The 20,313-nt window shown below is 70.6% G+C and carries 18 protein-coding genes and 1 pseudogene; 9 read left to right on the forward strand and 10 right to left on the reverse strand.

All coding sequences use genetic code 11. The features are described 5' to 3' along the window. Positions 1 to 124 precede the first annotated feature (124 nt). A pseudogene (locus VGX25_RS02645) lies at positions 125 to 574 on the reverse strand (DUF4328 domain-containing protein); the annotation flags it as partial. A gap of 42 nt (positions 575 to 616) precedes the next feature. Further along, entirely contained in the window at positions 617 to 763 is a 147-nt protein-coding gene (locus VGX25_RS02650; RefSeq protein ID WP_326915936.1) for a hypothetical protein, read from the reverse strand. Positions 764 to 902: 139 nt separating this feature from the next. Here VGX25_RS02650 and VGX25_RS02655 point away from each other — a divergent pair, with 139 nt between their 5' ends. After that, positions 903 to 2,201, forward strand: a complete 1,299-nt coding sequence (locus VGX25_RS02655; RefSeq protein ID WP_326915937.1) for a geranylgeranyl reductase family protein — start codon at positions 903 to 905, stop codon at positions 2,199 to 2,201. Positions 2,202 to 2,568: 367 nt separating this feature from the next. On the opposite strand, the gene VGX25_RS02660 is transcribed toward VGX25_RS02655, so the two are convergent. The 3 genes from VGX25_RS02660 to VGX25_RS02670 are packed head-to-tail and all read right to left on the reverse strand — an operon-like array spanning position 2,569 to position 5,188. Next, positions 2,569 to 3,048 carry a hypothetical protein gene (locus tag VGX25_RS02660; protein WP_326915938.1) on the reverse strand — a complete coding sequence of 160 codons (480 nt, stop codon included), beginning with the start codon at positions 3,046 to 3,048 and terminating at the stop codon, positions 2,569 to 2,571. 36 nt (positions 3,049 to 3,084) lie between these two features. Beyond that, a complete protein-coding gene (locus VGX25_RS02665; RefSeq protein ID WP_326915939.1) occupies positions 3,085 to 4,305 on the reverse strand; it encodes an acetyl-CoA C-acetyltransferase in 1,221 nt (406 codons plus the stop codon). Positions 4,306 to 4,363: 58 nt separating this feature from the next. Beyond that, entirely contained in the window at positions 4,364 to 5,188 is an 825-nt protein-coding gene (locus VGX25_RS02670) for an SGNH/GDSL hydrolase family protein (protein WP_326915940.1), read from the reverse strand. Between the two features lie 300 nt (positions 5,189 to 5,488). Here VGX25_RS02670 and VGX25_RS02675 point away from each other — a divergent pair, with 300 nt between their 5' ends. The 4 genes from VGX25_RS02675 to VGX25_RS02690 all read left to right on the forward strand — a co-directional run bounded on the left by VGX25_RS02675 (position 5,489) and on the right by VGX25_RS02690 (position 10,067). Beyond that, entirely contained in the window at positions 5,489 to 6,859 is a 1,371-nt protein-coding gene (locus VGX25_RS02675) for a cystathionine beta-synthase (RefSeq protein ID WP_326915942.1), read from the forward strand. 97 nt (positions 6,860 to 6,956) lie between these two features. Continuing rightward, positions 6,957 to 8,159, forward strand: coding sequence for a hypothetical protein (locus VGX25_RS02680; protein WP_326915943.1), 1,203 nt, complete (start codon positions 6,957 to 6,959; stop codon positions 8,157 to 8,159). A gap of 140 nt (positions 8,160 to 8,299) precedes the next feature. Beyond that, positions 8,300 to 8,860: a hypothetical protein gene (locus VGX25_RS02685; protein ID WP_326915944.1), complete on the forward strand. Its 561-nt coding sequence runs from the start codon at positions 8,300 to 8,302 to the stop codon at positions 8,858 to 8,860. A 49-nt stretch (positions 8,861 to 8,909) separates the two neighbouring features. After that, the gene (locus VGX25_RS02690) at positions 8,910 to 10,067 is read left to right on the forward strand and encodes a cystathionine gamma-synthase (RefSeq protein WP_326915946.1); all 1,158 of its coding nucleotides are present in this window, start codon (positions 8,910 to 8,912) and stop codon (positions 10,065 to 10,067) included. Positions 10,068 to 10,417: 350 nt separating this feature from the next. On the opposite strand, the gene VGX25_RS02695 is transcribed toward VGX25_RS02690, so the two are convergent. Both VGX25_RS02695 and hppD read right to left on the reverse strand, forming a co-directional pair. After that, positions 10,418 to 10,666, reverse strand: a complete 249-nt coding sequence (locus tag VGX25_RS02695; RefSeq protein ID WP_326915947.1) for a hypothetical protein — start codon at positions 10,664 to 10,666, stop codon at positions 10,418 to 10,420. Between the two features lie 101 nt (positions 10,667 to 10,767). Beyond that, positions 10,768 to 11,949, reverse strand: coding sequence for a 4-hydroxyphenylpyruvate dioxygenase (gene hppD / locus VGX25_RS02700; protein ID WP_326915948.1), 1,182 nt, complete (start codon positions 11,947 to 11,949; stop codon positions 10,768 to 10,770). Positions 11,950 to 12,094: 145 nt separating this feature from the next. On the opposite strand from hppD, the gene VGX25_RS02705 reads away from it, so the two are divergent. After that, positions 12,095 to 12,577 carry an Lrp/AsnC family transcriptional regulator gene (locus VGX25_RS02705; RefSeq protein ID WP_326915954.1) on the forward strand — a complete coding sequence of 161 codons (483 nt, stop codon included), beginning with the start codon at positions 12,095 to 12,097 and terminating at the stop codon, positions 12,575 to 12,577. Positions 12,578 to 12,761: 184 nt separating this feature from the next. On the opposite strand, the gene greA is transcribed toward VGX25_RS02705, so the two are convergent. Together greA and VGX25_RS02715 are read right to left on the reverse strand one after the other, a co-directional pair. After that, positions 12,762 to 13,259 carry a transcription elongation factor GreA gene (gene greA, locus VGX25_RS02710; protein ID WP_326915949.1) on the reverse strand — a complete coding sequence of 166 codons (498 nt, stop codon included), beginning with the start codon at positions 13,257 to 13,259 and terminating at the stop codon, positions 12,762 to 12,764. 176 nt (positions 13,260 to 13,435) lie between these two features. After that, positions 13,436 to 13,876 carry a DUF4307 domain-containing protein gene (locus VGX25_RS02715; RefSeq protein WP_326915950.1) on the reverse strand — a complete coding sequence of 147 codons (441 nt, stop codon included), beginning with the start codon at positions 13,874 to 13,876 and terminating at the stop codon, positions 13,436 to 13,438. Positions 13,877 to 13,963: 87 nt separating this feature from the next. Here VGX25_RS02715 and mca point away from each other — a divergent pair, with 87 nt between their 5' ends. Both mca and VGX25_RS02725 read left to right on the forward strand, forming a co-directional pair. Further along, the gene (gene mca / locus VGX25_RS02720; protein ID WP_326915951.1) at positions 13,964 to 14,845 is read left to right on the forward strand and encodes a mycothiol conjugate amidase Mca; all 882 of its coding nucleotides are present in this window, start codon (positions 13,964 to 13,966) and stop codon (positions 14,843 to 14,845) included. Next, positions 14,842 to 15,114 (forward strand): hypothetical protein, encoded by a 273-nt coding sequence (locus tag VGX25_RS02725; protein ID WP_414635704.1) that lies wholly within the window; start codon positions 14,842 to 14,844, stop codon positions 15,112 to 15,114. The genes mca and VGX25_RS02725 overlap by 4 nt, the downstream gene beginning before the upstream one ends. Before the next feature lie 3 nt (positions 15,115 to 15,117). Here the strand turns inward: VGX25_RS02725 and VGX25_RS02730 are convergent, their stop codons facing one another. Then, the gene (locus VGX25_RS02730; RefSeq protein ID WP_326915952.1) at positions 15,118 to 18,408 is read right to left on the reverse strand and encodes a Calx-beta domain-containing protein; all 3,291 of its coding nucleotides are present in this window, start codon (positions 18,406 to 18,408) and stop codon (positions 15,118 to 15,120) included. A 203-nt stretch (positions 18,409 to 18,611) separates the two neighbouring features. On the opposite strand from VGX25_RS02730, the gene VGX25_RS02735 reads away from it, so the two are divergent. Continuing rightward, a partial coding sequence (locus VGX25_RS02735; RefSeq protein ID WP_326915953.1) for a thioredoxin domain-containing protein occupies positions 18,612 to 20,313 on the forward strand: 1,702 nt, incomplete at its 3' end.

The raw sequence follows: 20,313 nt of genomic DNA on the forward strand, positions 1-20,313 counted from the left end.
AACCGTAACGCCGGCATCACAATGTGTCAGCGTTGCCGCTACCACCGTTATCGGAGATCAACGCCAAACGCAACGCATTACCGCGCAGTCTGCCACCCGGATACCCGCCGCATGATCATGATGATCAGCCCGGCCGCCCGATCATCAACCCGGAGCCGATGGTCTCGACGATGGCGGCCGAGCGCAGCGAGTCGACGGTGATCGGGTCGCGGTACATCCGGACCAGGATCCGGTCGACGAACCACGCCGCGAGCCAGAGCGCCCACCACCAACCCAGCAGCCGGGATCCGGGCACCGAGCGCAGGTCGTCAAGATCGCGTGGGGTTTCCGGCCGGCTGGCCCGGTAGATGTCATCGACGATCATGAACGGGAACCAGAGGTTCACGATCGGACAGATCCACGAGCCGACGACCCATCCGCGGCTGCGGCGGTGCCGGGCCTGACACAGGGTCTCGGCGTTGCGGCGGGTCCGCCACAGCCAGACCAGGAAGGCGCCGGCGGCTACCAGGAACACGGCCACATCCGCCCAGGCGACCACGGAGGTGAGCCGGTCGGCGTCGTCGAGCTCCCGGTCGGTGACCGCCGGATCTCCGGCGACGTAGTCGCTCGCGACCCGCTAGCCGTTCCAGGACGTCCAGGTGGACACCGCGTCGAGTACGGTGGCGAGGCCGATCAGAACTCCGGCGGCGATACCCAGCCCGCCAACGGGTGGAAGATGCCTGCGTGACTCGGACCAGTTGTCGGTGAACTGTTGCTCGGTCATGGTCGTGTCCCCTCAGTAGCACCGGCCGAACCGCGGTGGACCTCTGCGTCGCTCGACCGGCGCGCGGCGTTTCCACCGCAGGTGAGCGGGTTAGACTGCGGGTGGCGGGGTTCGTGAACGTTTTCACAAAGGTGGCCACATGACGACGTCGATCAGCCGGCGGAAGGCGGGGGAGGACGCCGAGGTCATCGTGGTGGGCGCGGGCCCGGCCGGGTCGACCGCGGCGACGTACCTCGCCAGGGCCGGGCTCGACGTGCTCGTGCTTGAGAAGAGCCGGTTCCCGCGGGAGAAGGTGTGCGGCGATGGGCTCACCCCGCGCGGCGTGAAGCAGCTGATCGATCTCGGCGTCGACACCCGCGAGGAGGCCGGCTGGCTGCACAACCGCGGCCTTCGGGTGATCGGCGGCGGGGTCCGGCTCGAGCTCGACTGGCCCGACCTGGCCACGTTCCCGCCCTACGGCGTGGTGCGCCCCCGGCTGGACTTCGACGAGCTGCTCGCCCGCACCGCGCAGCGGGCCGGGGCCAGGGTGCTTGAGCAGACCACCGTCACCGGCGCCGTCACCGACGAGCGCAGCGGCCGGGTCGTCGGCGTGTCGGCCAAGGCCGGCCCGGACCGGGTCCCGGTCACCTACCGCGCGCCGATCGTGCTGGCCTGCGACGGGGTGTCCGCCCGGCTCGCGCTGTCGGTCGGCATCGACAAGAACGACGCGCGGCCGATGGGCGTGGCCGTGCGCCGGTACTACGCCAGCCCGCGCAGCAAGGACGACTACCTCGAGTCGCATTTGGAGCTGTGGGACCGTTCCGACCCGGCGGAGCCCAAGCTGCTGCCCGGCTACGGTTGGATCTTCGGTATGGGCGACGGCACGGTGAACGTCGGCCTCGGCATCCTGTCCACGTCGAAAGCCTTCGGCAGCACGGATTACCGTGCGCTCCTGCGGTCCTGGTTGGACGGTACGCCGGAGGAGTGGGGCCTGCGCGAGCACAACGCCGCCGGCAAGGTCGGCGGCGCCGCGCTGCCCATGGGCTTCAACCGCACCCCGCACTACTCGCCCGGCCTGCTGCTCGTCGGCGACGCCGGCGGCATGGTCAACCCGTTCAACGGCGAGGGAATCGGCTACGCCATGGAGTCCGCCAAGCTCGCCGCCGAATGCGTCGTCCAGGCCCTCGCCCGCCGCGAAGGCCCCGCCCGCGAGCGCGCCCTCGCCGGCTACCCGTTGGCGCTCAAGCAATCCCTCGGCAGCTACTACCGCCTCGGCAACCTCTTCAGCCGCCTCATCGGCAACCCCCGGGTGATGCGCGTCGCCACCCGCTACGGCCTCCCCCACACCACCCTCATGAAGCTCGTCCTCAAACTCCTCGCCGGCCTTTACGACCCCCGCGACGGCGACACCTTCGACCGCATGATCACCGCCGCCACCCGGATAGCGCCCAGCGTCTGATTCTTCGACCTCTACTCGGTTGCCTTGGGATGGCCGACGCCGGCGAGTGTGATCCAGACGGTGTGTCGATCGGGGTCGAGCAGATACCAAATGCGGCCACCGCTGGTCACCTCGAGCTGCCACTGCGGAAATTCCCGACCACCATATGTTCGTACCGCTGGCGGCCCCTTGAGCCGATGGTGCCGAGACGTTGGTTTGCCGGGTCCCGGTCCCGGATCTGTTCGCAGGACGTCCCACGCCCGGCGTGTGTTTCCGGGTGCCGCCGCTACGAGTTCCTCCCATCCCTTGGCGGCCTCGTTGGTAGCGAAACGGATGTTCCACTCGCCACCGACCGGGGGTGGGGCAACCCGGTCGCCCTTCTTGGGACTCACGCTGGCGGCTCCGGCACCGGACCAAAGTCCTCACCGTCCCGGCGCAGGAGAACGGCCAGCACCTCGGGATCGGCATAAACCTCGGCGGTGTGTCGCCATTCGGTAATCACCTGCGCCAAGGGAGCCGGATTGTCCAAAGACTCCGCCGCTTTCAGCGTGCCTACCAGGTCGATCACAAACTCCTGTACGACCTCCTTGGGCAGGAATCTCACCCACGGAAAGGCCACCGGCAGGATTTCAGTCACCAGGGTTACGACCTGCGGCTGCTCCATCAACGCCAGAAAGAGCTTCGTAGTTGCCGACATGGCCTCATTGACCTGGGCGGCTCGGCTGGCGGTGGTAAGGACCAGATCCTCCTCGTCACCACGACGATGGATGCGAAGCGACCGGGTCGGCGAGCGCTGCAGCTTGCGCACGGTCTCGACCGGCTTGTTCGACAGGTCGGAGAAGTTGACCTCTGGAGGTGCGGCACCCATACTTTCAAGGTACTTGCAAACTCCGTCGGCGGCAAGCTAGCTCAGCCGTTCGAGGACCATCGCCATGCCCTGGCCGCCGCCGACGCACATGGTTTCCAGGCCGAACTGCTTGTCGTGCCACTGCAGGGAGTTGATGAGGGTGGTGGTGATCCGGGCGCCGGTCATGCCGAAGGGGTGGCCGACGGCGATAGCGCCGCCGTTGACGTTCAACCGGTCGAGGTCGATGCCGAGGTCCCGGTAGGAGGGGATGACCTGCGCGGCGAACGCCTCGTTGATCTCGACGAGGTCCATGTCGGAGATGGACATCCCGGCCAGCGCCAGCGCCCGGCGGGAGGCCTCGACCGGGCCGAGCCCCATGATCTCCGGGGACAGGGCGGAGACCCCGGTGGACACGATCCGGGCCAGCGGAGTGATCCCCAGCGAAGCCGCCTTGGTGTCGCTCATGACGATCACCGCGGCGGCGCCGTCGTTGAGCGGGCAGCAGTTGCCGGCGGTGACGCGGCCGTCGGGCCGGAAGACGGGCTTGAGCTCCGAGGTCTTCTCGTAGGTGACGCCCGGCCGCGGCCCGTCGTCGGTGTCGACGATGCGGCCGTCGGGCAGCTCGACCGGGGTGATCTCGCGCGCCCAGAACCCGTCCTTGATCGCCTGCTCGGCCAGGTTCTGCGAGCGCACGCCGAAGTGGTCCATGTCCTCGCGGGTCACGCCCTTGGTCAGCGCCAGGTTCTCGGCGGTCTGGCCCATCGCGATGTAGATGTCCGGCACCGACCCGTCGGCGCGCGGGTCGTGCCACTCGTCGGCGCCCTGCTCGGCCCGCGCGGCGGTGCGCGCGACGGCGTCGGCGAACTTCGGGTTGTGCGTGTCCGGCCAGGAGTCCGAGCTGCCCTTGACGTAGCGCGACACGGTCTCGACGCCGGCGCTGATGAACACGTCGCCCTCGCCGGCCTTGATCGCGTGGAACGCCATGCGGGTGGTCTGCAGGCTCGACGAGCAGTACCGGGTGATCGTGCAGCCGGGCAGGTGGTCGTAGCCCAGCATCACCGCGACCACGCGGCCCATGTTGAACCCCGACTCGCCGCCGGGCAGCCCGCAGCCGAGCATCAGGTCGTCGATGTCCGCCGGGTCGAGCTGCGGCACCTTGTCCAGCGCGGCCCGCACGATCTGCGCGGCGAGGTCGTCTGGTCGCATCTCGACGAGGGAGCCCTTGGCGGCGCGCCCGATCGGGGACCGGGCGGCGGAGACGATGACGGCCTCGGGCATGGCGAACTCCTTCGGTTGCCGGTGACAACCCGAGGTTAACGCTCAATAGCGGGCGGCACTAAGCCGCGACCGGCATGCGCTTCGTCACGCGGGTGGCCGCCTGGCACAGCGAGTGCAGCAGGACGTTGGCGGCGAACTCGTAGCCCGCCCCGTTCGGGTGGAAGCGGTCCGGGCTGAACAGCTCGTCCGGCCGGGCCTGGAACTCCGGGGACACCAGGTCGGCCAGGGACACCGTGGTGACGCCGATCAGGTCCATCGCCCGGCGCTGCGCCCTGGCAAGGGCCAGGCTGAACCGCCGGGTCAGCTCGCGCAGCGGCTGCGGGATGGGCTGGACGGCGCCGAGGTCCGGGCAGGTGGCCATGACGACCGTCGTGCCGGCCGCCACCAGCCGGCCGACGTCGTGCGCGAGCACCACCGCCGACGTGGCGATGCGGGACCTGGCCGTGACGTCGTTCCCGCCGATGATCACCAGGGCGAGGTCGGGCGGGTTGATCAGGGCCCGGTCCACCTGGGCGGCCAGGTCGTGCGTCCGTGATCCGCTGATCGCGTGCGTGACCAGCCGGACCGGCCGGCCCGCCTCCTCGGCGAGGCCCTTGGCCAGCAGGACTCCGGGCAGCCGGTCACAGCACTCGGCGCCGACGCCCGCGGCGAGCGAGTCGCCGAGCATCGCGAACGTCAGCGCGGCGCGGTCCGACGTGAGGAACGGGCCGGCGCCATCCGGCAGGTAGACGCCGTCGGCGTTGAGCGGAAGGTGGCTGTGCCCGGTGATGATCGAATGAGCGCGCCGGCCCTGGCCGTTGAGCAGGCCGTAGGCGGCACCCGACAACCCGCCGATCGAACCGGCGGCGAAAGCTATGGTCCGAACGATCCTCGCCCCCGCCATCGCCGTCCTCCCTCCGTACGCCCGAGTGCTGCTAGGACGATTGGCGCAGTCCTGCGTTGCCTGGAACATCGTCGAGCGGTGCCCATTTGCAAGGTGTAGGAAATTGTCAGTTCGGTAACTGACGTATGGCTTGACCGGCGCTCAAGCCGGATGGGCAGGTGGCCCGACGTATGATATTGGCGCAGGTAGCGGCTCTGGCTGGGGTATAGAGAAACGCTAGATAGGGTGGCGACGGTTGCGTCGTGCGGCCGCGACGCCGCCGGGCAATGCCCCGATGACCGCCCTTGAAGGAGAGCTGCGGTGGAGTACGTCGAGCACGTGATGGATCTGGTCGGCAACACCCCGCTGGTGCGGTTGGGCACGTTGACCAGAGGCCTGCAGCCCCTGGTGCTCGCCAAGGTCGAGTACTTCAACCCCGGCGGAAGCGTCAAGGACCGCATCGCGCTGCGCATGGTGGAGGCCGCGGAGCGGTCCGGCGAGCTGCGGCCCGGCGGCACGATCGTCGAGCCCACGTCCGGCAACACCGGGGTCGGCCTCGCGCTCGTCGCGCAGCGCAAGGGATATCGCTGCGTGTTCGTCTGCCCGGACAAGGTCAGCGAGGACAAGCGCAACGCGCTCAAGGCCTACGGCGCGGAGGTCGTGGTGTGCCCGACCGCGGTCGCGCCGGAGCACCCGGACTCCTACTACAACGTGTCCGACCGGCTGGTGAAGGAGATCGAGGGCGCCTGGAAGCCGGACCAGTACTCCAACCCGGAGAACCCGGCCAGCCACTACCACTCCACCGGCCCGGAGCTGTGGCGCCAGACCGACGGCCGGATCACGCACTTCGTGGCCGGCGTGGGCACCGGCGGCACGATCTCGGGCACCGGGCGCTACCTCAAGGAGGTGTCCGGCGGCCGCGTCCGCATCGTCGGCGCCGACCCGGAGGGCTCGGTGTACTCCGGCGGCACCGGCCGGCCCTACCTCGTGGAGGGCGTCGGCGAGGACTTCTGGCCGCAGACCTACGACCGGACCGTCGCCGACGAGATCATCGCGATCTCCGACGCCGACTCGTTCACCGTCACCCGGCGGCTGGCCCGCGAGGAGGGCCTGCTGGTCGGCGGTTCCTGCGGCATGGCGGCGGCGGCCGCGCTGCGCCTTGCCGAGCGGTGCGGCCCGGACGACGTGATCGTCGTGCTGCTGCCGGACAGCGGGCGGGGCTACCTGTCCAAGGTGTTCAACGACCAGTGGATGGCGTCCTACGGGTTCCTGCCGCCCGGCCACTCCGGCGCGACCGTCGGTGACGTGCTGCGCCGCAAGACCGGCACGATGCCCCAGCTGGTGCACGCGCACCCGTCGGAGACCGTGGCCGACGCGGTGGGCGTGCTGCGCGAGTTCGGGGTGAGCCAGATGCCGGTGGTGCTGGCCGAGCCGCCGGTGATGGCGGCCGAGGTGGTCGGCGCGGTCAACGAGCGGGACCTGCTGGACGCGCTGTTCACCGGCAAGGCCGCGCTGGCCGACCGGTTGGACAAGCACATGTCGCCGCCGCTGCCCACGATCGGAGCCGGGGAGCAGATCAGCGTGGCGATGTCGGCGCTGTCCGGGGCGGACGGCGCGATGGTGCTGGTCGACGGCAAGCCGGCCGGCGTGGTGACCCGCCAGGATCTCCTCGGGTTCCTCGCCGGTCGGTAGTTCCCTGCTCAAGTGCGGGGCCTTCCCGGCGCAACCCCGGCCCATCCGCTAGCGTTGGCGCGACGCAGACATTTCCCAGGTGAAGGGGTTGTACCTGATGAGTGCGCCGCAGCCGCCAAACCAGCCGTGGCAGGGCGGCCAGCCGCAGCAATGGCAAGGTGAGCCGAACCAGGAGCAGCAGCCCGGGCAGCACGGCCAGCAGCAGCCGCCCGAGCAGAATCCCGCGCTGAACGCACCGGGACCGACCCAGGTGCTCGGCGGGCCCGGGCAGCCTCCCGGGACGCCCCCGGGCGGCCAGCAGGTGGGGGCGGACGGCGTCGAACGGACCCAGGTCGTCCGGCCCGATCAGCAGGGTCAGGGCGACGCGACCCAGATGGTCCCCCCGGGCACGCTGCCGCCGCAGCAGCCGCCGTACGCCCCGCCACCCAGCGCGAGCGACCACTCGCAGTCGCCCCCCGGTGGCTTCCCCGGCCAGCAGCCGCCTCCGCCCGGCTACGGCCCGCCGGCCGGTGGCTTCGGGCAGCAGCCAGGCGGCTTCGGCCACCAGCCCCCGCCGCCCCCGGGCTACGGCCCGCCGCCCGGCGGCTTCGCCCAGCAGCCCGGCCTCGGCCAGGGCCCCACGTTCGGCGGCCAGGGCCAGAACACCCAGCTGATCGCCTGGGGCATCGCCGGCCTCGTCGCCCTTCTCGGCCTCCTCGCCGCGATCATGGCGCTGACCGACTTCGGCGACGTCAGCGACATCTCCGACGCCCTCAGCGGGCTGTCCGACGAGCAGATCAGTCAGGCCGAGCGGCTGTCCGGGGAGACGGCGCCGTCACCCGGCCTGCTACGGATCAGCTCGATTCTTGTTCTGGTCGGCGGGCTCGGCGCCATCGGCGGTGGCATCCTGATCTTCCTGAAGCACAAGCTCGCCGGCATCGTGACCGCCGCGGCCGGCGGCGTGCTGCTGGTCTTCGCGATCCTCGGGTTCGTCGGGACGGGCGGGGCAACCAACATCGACTTCCCGGTCATGGCCCTGATCGCCGGCATCCTCGTCGGCGCCGCCGGAGCGCTCGCGTTCTTCCCGCAGACCAAGAAGTTCCTCGGTGGCGAGTCGGTGCTCGCCGGTCCGGGCGGCCCCGGCGGTCCCGGTGGATTCGGGCCGCGGCCCGGTGGCGGTTTCGGTCCGCCCCAGCCGGGATACGGTCAGCCGCCGCCCCCGTGGCCCCCGCACCAGAACCTCGGTCAACCGCCGCAGGGTCCCGGCCAGCCGCCGCAACAGCCCGGTGGCTACGGCCAGCCGCCGCAGCAGCAGTGGTAGTGCTCCCCTGATCGACAGCTGGGCCCCGGCCACCCGGCCGGGGCCCGGCTCTTGTTTGTCCAAACCGCCCGCACCCCGGACCGCGGGCTGGTTAGATCAGCGCCCTGACAGGACACCCACAAGTCCATATAGGGGGGTACATGTCGTACCAACACGGTTACCAGCAGCAACCGCAGGGCGCCTATCCCGGGGGCCCCGCTGGATACTCCGAACCCGAGCGCCGCACCAACCCCACGGTGGCGATCATCGCGGCCGTGCTCGGGCTCGCCGCCGCGGCCGGCCTCGTCGTCGCGGCAGTCAAGAACCTCGAGATCGTCCCGGACGGGCTCGGCTTCGGCGACTGGCCGGGGGAGTTCAAGACCCTCGTCATCGTCCGCTTCGCCGCCGCCGCGGTCCTGCTGATCGGCGCCGTGATCGTGTTCGCCCGCAAGCTGGCCGGCGCCATCGTGCTCGTCCTCGGTGGACTGGCGGGCATCGCGGGCATCCTGCTCTTCCCGGTCCTGCTCGATCTGAAGATCGGCGACTTTCTCGAGGCCGTGTTCCAGTTCGACGGCGCCGAGGCGACGTTCAGCGCGATCACCTTGATCGCCTCGCCGCTCGCGCTGATCCTGGCGATTCTCCCGCCCACGCTGAGCTACCTGAAGGGCTCCACGGCGACCCGGCACGACGGCTTCGCTCAGCAGCCCGGCCCTGGATGGTAGATCCATCCCACCATGTGGTCACCTAGAGCCTCACCCCTAAGCTTGGTACATGGGTGATGACACCGTTCGGTGGGGCTTCGAGACGAGGGCCATTCACGCGGGGCAGCAACCCGATCCCCGCACCGGCTCGGTCATCGTGCCGATCTACGCCACGTCCACGTTCAAGCAGGACGGTGTCGGCGGGGTGCGCGACGGCGGCTACGAGTACTCGCGCACCGCGAACCCCACCCGCACCGCGCTCGAGGATCAGCTGGCCGCATTGGAGGGCGGCCGGCACGGACTGGTCTTCGCGTCCGGCATGGCCGCGTCGGACATCGCCCTACGCTCCATCACCAAGCCCGGCGACCACGTCATCCTCGGCAACGACGCCTACGGCGGCACATTCCGCTTGCTGGACAAGGTGCTCACCCTCTGGGGCGTCCAGTACACCTCGGTCAATCTGTCCGATGTAGACGCCGTACGCGCCGCCGTCGAGCCCAACACCAAACTCATCTGGTGCGAATCCCCCACCAACCCACTCCTCGGCATCGCCGACCTCGCCGCGCTCGCCTCGGTCGCCGCCGACGCCGGCGCCCGCCTCGTCGTCGACAACACCTTCGCCACCCCCTACCTCCAGTCCCCCCTAGGCCTCGGCGCCGACGTCGTCCTCCACTCCACCACCAAGTACCTAGGTGGACACTCCGATGTGGTCGGCGGCGCCCTGATCACGTCCGACGACGAGCTCTACGAGAAGTTCTTCTTCCTCCGCAACGCCGTCGGCGCCGTCCCCAGCCCCTTCGACAGCTGGCTCGTCCTCCGCGGCGCCAAAACCCTTGCCCTGCGCATGGAACGCCACAGCGACAACGCCGAACGCATCGTCGAAGCCCTCGTCGGCCACCCCAAGGTCCTGAAGGTCTACTACCCCGGCCTCCCCGACCACCCCGGCCACGAGATCGCCGCCAAACAAATGCGCCGCTTCGGCGGCATGGTCTCCGTCGCCGTCGCCGGCGGCGAACAAGTCGCGCTCGACATCTGCTCCCGCACCAAACTCTTCATCCTCGGCGAATCCCTCGGGGGCGTCGAATCCCTCATCGAACACCCCGGCCGCATGACCCACGCCAGCACCACCGGCTCCCCCCTCCAAATCGACGGCAACGTCCTCCGCCTGTCGGTGGGCATCGAAGACGCCACGGACCTGGTGGCAGACCTGCTCCAGGCGATGGAGTAGGGAGGCGGGTCCGGGGCGGACCAGGGCCGGGGTGGGGCCCGGGGGCGGGGGCGCCGCGCTTTGGCTACGTGGCTGGGTTGCGTTGGCGGGCGCCGGTCGGCGGGGTGGTTGCGGAGCGCGGCGCTTTGGCTAGGTGGCTGAGTTGCGTTGGCGGGCACCGGTTCCAGCTCGGTTGGGTTCATGCCCCTCGCCCACGCGAAACCGGCAGCCGCCAACGCCACTCAGCTACCTAGCCAACGCACGGCGCCCAACCACCCCGCCAACCGGCAGCCGCCAACGCCACCCAGCCACCTAGCCAAACCATCGCGCCCCCACCCCCTGGGCCCCACCCCGGCCCCGACCCCTGGAACCTATCCGCTGAGCGACGCCGGTTCCGCCGGCTTCTGGTCCGTCTTGTGCTCCACCGGTGCGCTTGGCAGCTCGCCAGGGTCCAGGCAGCTGCCGACTAGTTCGACCGTGCCGTTGTGTTCTACGTAGTGGCCGGGTTCGGCGCAGCCGGCTTGGCTGACGCTGAACACGGCGATGCCGGCGAGGGCCATTGCGGCGGCGGTGGCGCCGGCGAGCGGAAGCACACCTGCGACGCGTCTGCCGACAGCCATGTCCGGTCTCCCACCTGGTGAAGCCTGTGTGTTGTCGAGCGTACCCGGAGGGGAGGGGTGCGCGGGGCTGCTGGTTGATACGCCGGGTGGGGGCGGGGGGTTCAGAGGTTGCCGCGACGTTCTTGTTCGCGCTCGATGGCTTCGAAGAGGGCTTTGAAGTTGCCCTTGCCGAAGCCGAGGGAGCCGTGGCGCTCGATGAGCTCGTAGAACACGGTGGGGCGGTCGCCGATCGGTTTGGTGAAGATCTGCAGGAGGTAGCCGTCTTCGTCGCGGTCGACGAGGATGCCGTGCTCCTTGAGGACCTCGATGGGTACCCGGACTTGACCGATTCGGGCGCGCAGGTCGGGGTCGTCGTAGTAGGAGTCGGGGGTGTCGAGGAACTCGACGCCGGCGTCCCGCATGGCGCGCACGGAGGCCACGATGTCGTTGGTGGCCAGGGCGATGTGCTGGCAGCCGGGACCGCCGTAGAACTCCAGGTACTCGTCGATCTGGGATTTGCGCCTGGCCACGGCGGGCTCGTTGAGCGGGAACTTGACCCGGTGGTTGCCGTTGGAGACGACCTTGCTCATCAGCGCGGAGTACTCGGTGGCGATGTCGTCGCCGACGAACTCGGCCATGTTCACGAAGCCCATGACGCGGTTGTAGAAGTCGACCCAGTGGTCCATCATGCCGAGCTCGACGTTGCCGACGCAGTGGTCGATCGCCTGGAACAGCCGTTTCGGCGCGTCCGGCGCGCGGCGCACGGTGCCCTGCGCTGCCTGGTAGCCGGGCAGGTACGGGCCGGTGTAGCGGGAGCGGTCGACGAGCGTGTGCCGGGTCTCGCCGTAGGTGGCGATCGCGGCCGTCCGCACGGTGCCGTGCTCGTCGGACACGTCGTGCGGCTCGGTGAGGACCCGGGCGCCCTGCGCCCTTGCGTGCGCGATGCACCGGTCCACGTCGGCGACCTCCAACGCGAGGTCGACGACGCCGTCGCCGTGCCGGGCGTGATGGCGCAGCAGCGGGCTGTCCGGGCGCACCCCGCCATTGATCACGAACCGGGCCGAGCCGGACGTCAGCACGAACGACTTGTGGTCGCGGTTGCCGGTCTCCGGGCCGGAGTACGCGACGAGCCGCATGCCGAACGCCCACTGGTAGAACAGCGCGGTCTGGGTGGCGTTGCCGGTGACGAACACGACCGCGTCCATCGCCTTGACCGGGAAGGGGTCGCGCGTCTCGTCGTAGTCCACGAGGCCGACGAGCTGGCGCAGCTGGTCGTAGCTGATGTCGTCCATGGCTTGGGTCATGGCAACCTCCCGTGGTACGTCTCCCTGGCCTCAGCATCCTGGGATAAGGCATTCTGGGCAACCGTCGGCGATTTCACCGGGCAAGATGACCAGTGAGATCCGGGATCGCATTCACAAAGTGAGCAGAGTGCTCAGGGGGCGGGAGATGGACCACGGTGAGGTGCTCGACGACCTGGACGCGCGGCTGCTGCTCCTGCTGACCGACCAGCCCAGGCTGGGCGTGCTGGAGTGCTCGCGGCAGCTCGGCGTGGCAAGGGGGACGGTGCAGGCGCGGCTGGACCGGCTGGAGCGCCGCGGCGTGCTGCGGGGCTTCCCGCCCGACCTCGATCTCGAGGCGATGGGCTACCCGCTGACCGGGTTCGCCGTGCTGGAGATCGCGCAGGGCCGCCGGATCGAGGTGGTGGAGCGGCTGGCCGCGATCGACGAGGTGTGCGAGGTGCACTCCACGACCGGCCGCGGGGATCTGCTGGTCCGGGTGGTGGCCCGGTCGAACACCGACCTGCAGCGGGTGATCGAGGAGGTGGTCGACGTGCCCTACGTCGAGCGCACGTCGACCTCGATCGCGTTGACCACGCCGATTCCGTTCAGGGTTCGTCAGCTGGTGGAACGCGCGAGAAGCGGTGTCTGAGCCACCTGAGGGACATTCACGTCAGGTCGCGACCACCGGCTTGGCCGGATGGTTGGGTCGCCGGTCACTCGGGCTGGGCAGCGCGCCGTGGGGCGTCGCTGGCTTCGGTCACTTCGGTAGCTGGTCGCGTCGCCGACCGCTCGGGCCGGCCGCCCGCTTACCCTCGCCGGGCCGGTGGTGTGAATCAGCCGACGTACGGAACGGCCTTGACCAGGGTGACCTTCTGCGTGGAGCCGTTGGGCAGCTCGTAGGAGCGGGTCTCGCCCTCCTTGGCGCCGAGCAGCGCCCGGCCGAGCGGCGAATCGGGCGAGTAGATCTCCAGCCCGCCCTCGGCGCCCTCTTCGCGGGTCGCCAGCAGGAACTTCTCGGTCTCGTCGTCACCCTCGTACCTGACGGTCAGCACCTTGCCGGGCTCGGCCAGCCCGTCGTTCGCCGGCGCCTCGCCGACCTTGGCGTTGCGCAGGAGCTCTTGCAGGTGACGGATCCGCGCCTCCTGGTGGGCCTGCTCCTCGCGAGCGGCGTGATAGCCACCGTTCTCCCGGAGGTCCCCCTCCTCGCGGCTCGCGTTGATCTTTGCGGCGATGGCCGGGCGATTCTCAATCAGCTCGTCGAGCTCCTGCTTGAGCCGGTTGTAGGCTTCCTGGGTCAACCAGGTCACGCCTGCGTCGCTCACCGTCACCATCTCCTCCTCAATACTGGCGCGCCCACGGCTGCGGGCCGGCAGTTTCCGGGCGTTAACAACGAGCACCCGGAACGGAAAAACACGGCCCGCGCGGGGCCGTGCCGGTGAGTAAGCATATCACGCAAAACGCTCCGGCCGTGCCCGATTTGTCCGGTTTGCAGAGAGTAGGCCCCGGTTCACTCCGATGGCGGCATCGTGGTGGACAGGTATGGCGGCACCTGATATGAGCAGCCGAACACGTCCGCCGTGACCGGTTCATTCGTGCTCCGGATGACGGTGCTGACCGAGGTCGGCGTTCCGCCTGGTGGGATCAGAACCTCCTTGCGGCCGCCTTCGGTTCCGTCCTGACCGCGCACCCGGACGATGCACACCGCGGCCCGATTCGGCTCGTCGCGCCGCACGGTGAAGGTCAGCCGCATCGCGTTGCCCGGAAGATCCTCGAACGCGGCCCGTTCGGTCTCGATCGGCGCGCCGCCGAGGTTCGTGTACGCCACGTATCCGAGCCCGGCCCCGGCCACCACCGCGATGGCGCCGACGATCCAGTACGTTCGGCGCGGGGTGGGTCTACCCCGCGAGCCGTAGCGGCCCTCGGGCAGCACGCGATCCGCAAGGGACATTCGACCTCCGCGGGGAACAATTGGCCCCACCTGAGTAGTTCGAGTTACCAGTATGGGGCTACCGGATCGAGAGGGTTCGCGGAGGTCATGGCCGAGCAGCTGCGTTTGATGGCGGTTCACGCCCACCCGGACGACGAGTCGAGCAAGGGTGCGGCGACGATGGCGCGATACGTCGCCGAAGGCCACCGGGTCATGGTGGTGACCTGCACCGGAGGCGAGCGCGGTGACGTCCTCAACCCGGCGATGGACCGGCCGGACGTGGTCGAGAACATGATCGAGTACCGGCGCCAGGAGATGGCGAGGGCGGCCGAGATCCTCGGCATCGAGCACCGGTGGCTGGGCTTCGTCGACTCCGGACTGCCCCAGGGCGACCCGCCGCCGCCGGTGCCGGAGGGCAGCTTCGCCGCGCTGCCGCTCGAGGAGACCGTGCCCCCGCTGGTCGCGATCATGCGTGAGTTCAAGCCGCACGTCGTGATCACCTACGACGAGAACGGCGGCTACCCGCATCCCGACCACATCCGCTGCCACGAGGTGTCGGTCGCCGCCTTCGACGCGGCCGGCGATCCCGAGCTGCACCCGGACGCCGGAGAGCCCTGGTCGCCGCTGAAGCTCTACTACTCGCACGGGTTCTCCCGCAAGCGGATGGTCGCGATGCACGAGGCGCTGCTGGCCAGGGGCCTTGAGTCGCCGTACACCGAGTGGCTGGAGAAGTGGACCGAGGAGCGCGGCGACAACAGCCACCGGATCACCACGCAGATCGAGTGCGCGGACTACTTCGAGGTCCGCGACGCCGCCCTGATGGCGCACGCCACCCAGATCGACCCGAACAGCCGCTGGTTCGCCGTTCCGCTGGAGGTGCAGCGCGAGGTGTGGCCGTACGAGGACTACGAGCTGGCCCGGTCCCTGGTAGACACCACCCTCCCGGAGGATGATCTGTTCGAGGGCATCCAGGAGAAGGTGACCACGTGACCTACGGCGTGCTGCCGGCCGCACCGAGCCATACCCTCGCGGTGGTGCAGGCCCAGCCGTCGCCGTCGCCGACACCCGGCGAGCCGAGGGGCGAGGACGTCGGCAAGTCCTCGCCCGTCGGCTTCCTCATCCTGATCCTGTTCTTCATCGCCGTGGCATTCTTGATCCGCTCGATGAACAAGCACCTCAAGCGCGTCCCGGCCACCTTCGACAAACCCGAGGACGCCGAGCCCGAGAAGCCTCGGGACGCCAACGGCCGCCCCGGCTGAGCCTCAGCTCCCACACGGGTTGCCCCGCAGCCCCGCCCTGGCCTCGCCGATGATCACGCCGCCGAGGACGGTGGTGAGCGCGAACGCTCGTTGGGTGATCGAGGTTGGGGTGGTCACGGTGGTGTTCAGCTCGAGTGAACCGATCACCAGCGGGATCCGCAGCGGTGCGGAGCCGACCGGGACCGCGACCCCGTTGATCTTCAGCGTGGCGATCGTCGAGCTGCCGGACAGCCGCGGCGCCAGCCCGGCAGGCCCGGCGACGCATTCGGCCGTGGCCGTCGAGCCGATCATGCCGATCTCGATGGTCAGGCCGAGGCTGGTGATCGTCACCGACGTCAGCCCGCTCCGCGCCGTGGCGTTGTCGCCGGCTGCCGGCGCTCCGGTCAGGTCGTCGGGCGTCTGCTCGGTCGCCGCGGTCAGCCCGGTGCCCCTGATGGCGAGCAGGCCCAGGTTCGCCCGGACCAGGGTCGCCGACCGCGCGTCGTCGCGGCACGGCAGGTTCGGCGGGTTGGCGGTCGAGTCGACCAGGTTGAGCGCGGTCGCGGTGCAGGTGAGCTGGCCGGCGCGAACCGGGTCGTCGTCGACGATCGTGCCGAGGCCCTGCCCGTCGGCGATCTCCGCGCCCGCGGCGTCGGACAGGATCACCGCGAACGTCTCGGTGGGCTCGTGGACCAGGTCGCCGACGACGTCAACGGTGACCGGTCGGCTGGTGACGCCGGCCGGGAAGCGCACCTCCCCGGTGGCGGCCAGGTAGTCGCCCGGCGCGATGGCGGTGCCGTCCGCGGTGGCGAACCGCACGCCGACCTCGCCGGTGCCCGGCCGGTCCAGCGTGACCGTGAACGTCGCCCGGGTGGTGCCGGTGTCGCCTTCGGTGACCGACACGTCGCCGATGCTGAGCCCGGGCAGCTCCGCGTCGTCGTCGACGATCGTGCCGACCCCCTGCCCGTCGGCGATCTCCGCGCCCGCGGCGTCGGACAGGGTGACGGTGAACGTCTCGTCGCCCTCCACCGCGGTGTCGCCGACCACCGGCACGGTCACCTGCCGGCTGAGCTGGCCCGCGGCGAACGTCTCGACTCCCGTACCTGCCGCGTAGTCGGCCGGCGCGGTCGCGGTGCCGTCCCCGGTCGCCCAGCGCACGCTCACCTCGCCGGCGGCCGGCGCCCGGCTCAGGCTGATCGTGAACGTCGCGGACATGGCTCCGCTGTCCCCTTCGGTCACCGTGGTGTCCCCTATGGACAGTTGCGGATCGGGGTCGCCGGGGTCGCCGTCGTCGAGGATCACGCCGACGCCCTGACCATCTGCGATCTCCGCGCCCACGGCGTTGGTCAGCCGCACGGTGAACGACTCGTCGCCCTCGGCCAGGGTGTCGCCCACGATCGGCACCACGACCGGCCGGCTGGTCTGGTCCGGCGCGAAGTCCAGCCGGCCGGCGACCGCGGTGTAGTCACCGGGTGCGGCCGCGGTGCCGTCCGCGGTCGCGTAGTCGACCGTGATCGGCCCGGTGGCGGCGCCGGCGCGGGTGACGGTGAACGTCGCCTCGGTGGTGCCGGAGTCGCCCTCGATCACCGAAACGTCCCCGATGGACAGTCGGGCGCCCGGCGCGCCGTCGTCGTCGACGATCAGGCCGACACCTTGCGCGTCGGCGGGTTCCGCGCCCACGACGTTGGTCAGCTGCACGGTGAACGACTCGTCGTCCTCGTCGGCGGTGTCACCGCGCACGTCCACCGTGACCTGCCTGGTGAGCTGGCCCGGCTCGAACCGCTCGTCCCCGCTGGCGGCGGTGAAGTCCTCCGGCGCGGTGGCGGTGCCGTTCGCGGTCGCCCAGTGCACGGTCACCGGCCCGGTCGACGCGCGATCCAGGCCGAGCGTGAACGTGGCCCGCGTGGTCCCCGCGTTCCCCTCGGTCACCGTGGTGTCGCTAATGGACAGTCTGGACGGGATCGGGTCGGTGTCGTCGTCGACGATCGTGCCCACCCCGGCGCCGTCGGCGATCGCCGCGCCCTGCGGCGCGGACAGCGTGACCGGGAACGACTCCACCGGCTCGGCGGCGAGGTCGCCGACGATCGGCACCGTGACCGGCTGGGTGGTGGTGCCGAACGGGAAGATCGCCTCGCCGCTGCCGGCCAGGAAGTCGTCCGGCGCGGTCGCGGTGCCGTCGGAGGTGGCCCAGCGGACCCGCACCTCGGTGGCGGCGGGCCGGTCCAGCGTGATGTTGAACGTCGCGGACGTGGTTCCGCTGTCCCCCTCGGTCACCGTCACATCCCCGATGGACACTCCGGGCACGTGCACGGTGGACTGCTGCACAAGGCCCTGGGAGACGCCGTTGACCAGGAAGTCGACCGTGCAGTGGTAGGTCCCGGCCGCAGCGTCCGGCCGCACCCGGAAGGTCTCGGTGAAGTTCGCGTCCGTTCCACTTCGGACGGTGCGGACGGTGGGGTCGAGGCTGACCTCGAGCGCGGAGTCGCAGGCGGTCACCCGCGGCGTGACGGTGACCTCCAGGATCTGGATGCCGGCCAGGATCGCGTCGGACACCTGCTCGGCGGCGGTGTCGGGCATCAGCCGTCCCCGGGTGGCGTTCGTGATCGAGCTGGCCTGCCCGAGCCGGTCGAGGCCGTCGCCGCTGGTGCCGACGATCGGCACGGCGATCACGTGCGCCCCCGCCCCCCGCAGCGCGTTGCTCGCGTCGGCAAGGGTGTGGCCGAGGCTGGGGTCGCGCGACGCGGCGTCGCCGAACCAGGCGATGATCCGGGTGCTGTCCGGCCGGAACGCGATCGCGTCGGTGGCGATCCGGTAGTGCGCGTTGATGAAGTCGGTCCACGGCGCCCCGCCGCCGCCGACGTCGAACAGCCACTGGTTGGTGCCGGCCTGCACGGCGTCGGCATCGTCGGTCAGCGGCGTGTTGACGGTGAACGCCTTGGGCCCGTCGAGCTGATCCTTGTAGGCGGTGACGGCGAACCGGGCGTCGGGTTGGGACTCCCGGATCCGGTCGATGATCGTCCGGGTGTTGTTGCGCACGTTGGCCAGCACCGGATCCATGCTGCCGGTGGTGTCGCCGAGGAACACGATGTCGGGCTTGGGTGCGACGGCCGGGGTGGTCACCCGCTTGGCCACCGTGGCGCTCTGGCCGGGGCCGAGGGTGAGCTCGACGGTGCCGGGATCGACCCCGCCGCCCGGCGCGGCCAGTGGCGCCGCCGCCGCCCCGAGGCCGGCCGTGGCCGCCACGACGACGGCCGCGGCGCCCAGCGCGCGGAGTCGGAACAGTCGGGATCTCGGCGCGTGAGCATTGGACAGCATGATTCCTCCCCGGTGGCAATCTCACCGAGGCTCGCCCGATCCGGTGAACCGGCACAATCACCCGCGCCGATCGGTGCTCCGGAGCAGTGGATCGCTGCCCAATGGTGCAGTCCCGGTAGGCCGAACGGCCGGCACGTTGTGGCACTCGGCGTACCGCGGTGGCGATCATGCCGGCCCGGACCGGGTTTGGCAGGCTTGGTGGCATGGCGAACCGACTGGCGGGCGCGACCAGCCCGTACCTGCTGCAGCACGCGGACAACCCGGTGGACTGGTGGCAGTGGGGCGACGAGGCGTTCGCCGAGGCCCGCCGCCGGGACGTGCCGGTGCTGCTGTCGGTCGGCTACGCGGCCTGCCACTGGTGCCACGTGATGGCGCACGAGTCGTTCGAGGACGCCGAGACCGCCGAGCTGATGAACTCCAGGTTCGTCAACGTCAAGGTGGACCGGGAGGAGCGCCCGGACGTCGACGCCGTCTACATGACCGCCACGCAGGCCATGACCGGCCACGGCGGCTGGCCGATGACCTGCTTCCTCACGCCCGAGGGGGAGCCGTTCCACTGCGGCACCTACTACCCGCCGGCGCCGCGGCCGGGCATGCCGTCCTTCCGGCAGCTGCTGACCGCGGTCCACGAGGCGTGGAGCTCGCGCGACAAGGAGGTGCGCGACGCGGGCGCCAGGGTCGTCGCCGAGCTGTCCAAGCAGACCGCGCCGCTCCAGGAGTCCACTGTGGACGCGGAGATCCTGGCCGGTGCGGCGGCGTCGCTGCTCGGTGACTACGACCGGCGCAACGGTGGATTCGGTGGTGCGCCGAAGTTCCCGCCGTCCATGGTGCTGGAGTTCCTGCTGCGCCACCATGAGCGCACCGGCTCGGTCGAGGCGCTGTCCATAGTGGAGCGCACGGCGACCAGGATGGCGGCCGGCGGGATCTACGACCAGCTCGCCGGCGGCTTCGCCCGGTACAGCGTGGACGCCCGCTGGGAGGTGCCGCACTTCGAGAAGATGCTCTACGACAACGCGTTGCTGCTGCGGGTCTACACCCATCTCACCCGGCTCACCGGATCCGCGCGGTACCGCGAGGTCGCCGAGCAGACCGCCGGCTTCCTGATCGACCGGTTGCGCACCCGCGAGGGCGGGTTCGCCGCCTCGCTCGACGCCGATACCGAGGGGGTCGAGGGCCTCACCTACGTGTGGACGCCGGTCCAGCTCGCCGAGGCGCTCGGCCAGTCGGACGGGGCATGGGCGGCGAACCTGCTGCAGGTCACCGGGTCCGGCACGTTCGAGCACGGGACGTCCACCCTGCAGCTGCTCGACGAGCCCGACGACCCGCAGCGCTGGCGCTCGGTCCGGCAACGGCTGCTCGAGGCCCGCGACAAGCGGCCGCAACCCGCCCGCGACGACAAGGTGATCACCGCGTGGAACGGTCTTGCGATCGCCGCGCTGGCCGAGGCCGGTGTGGTGCTCGGCGACGACCGGTGGCTGGCCGCCGCCCGCGCCGCCGCCGAGCTGGTCGTCTCGCTGCACCTGGTCGACGGCCGGCTGCGCCGCGCCTCCCGCGACGACGTCGCCGGCTCGGCGGCCGGGGTGCTCGAGGACTACGGGTGCCTCGCCGAGGGCCTGCTCGTGCTCTATCAGTCCACTCTGGACGATCGCTGGCTGCGGGTCGCGACCGGCCTGCTGGACTGCGCGCTGGACCACTTCGCCGATCCGGAGCGCCCCGGCGTCTTCTTCGACACCGCCGACGACGCGGACGCGCTGGTCTGGCGCCCGTCCGACATCGGGGACAACGCCAGCCCGTCCGGCGCCTCGGCGATCGCCGGCGCGCTGCTGCTCGGCTCCGCGCTGGCCGGGCCCGAGCGGGCCGGCCGGTACCGCGCGGCCACCGAGCGCGCCGTGGCCAGGGCCGGGC

It is taken from the genome of Actinophytocola sp. (genome assembly GCF_035942955.1).
Lineage (GTDB): Bacteria > Actinomycetota > Actinomycetes > Mycobacteriales > Pseudonocardiaceae > DASYTH01.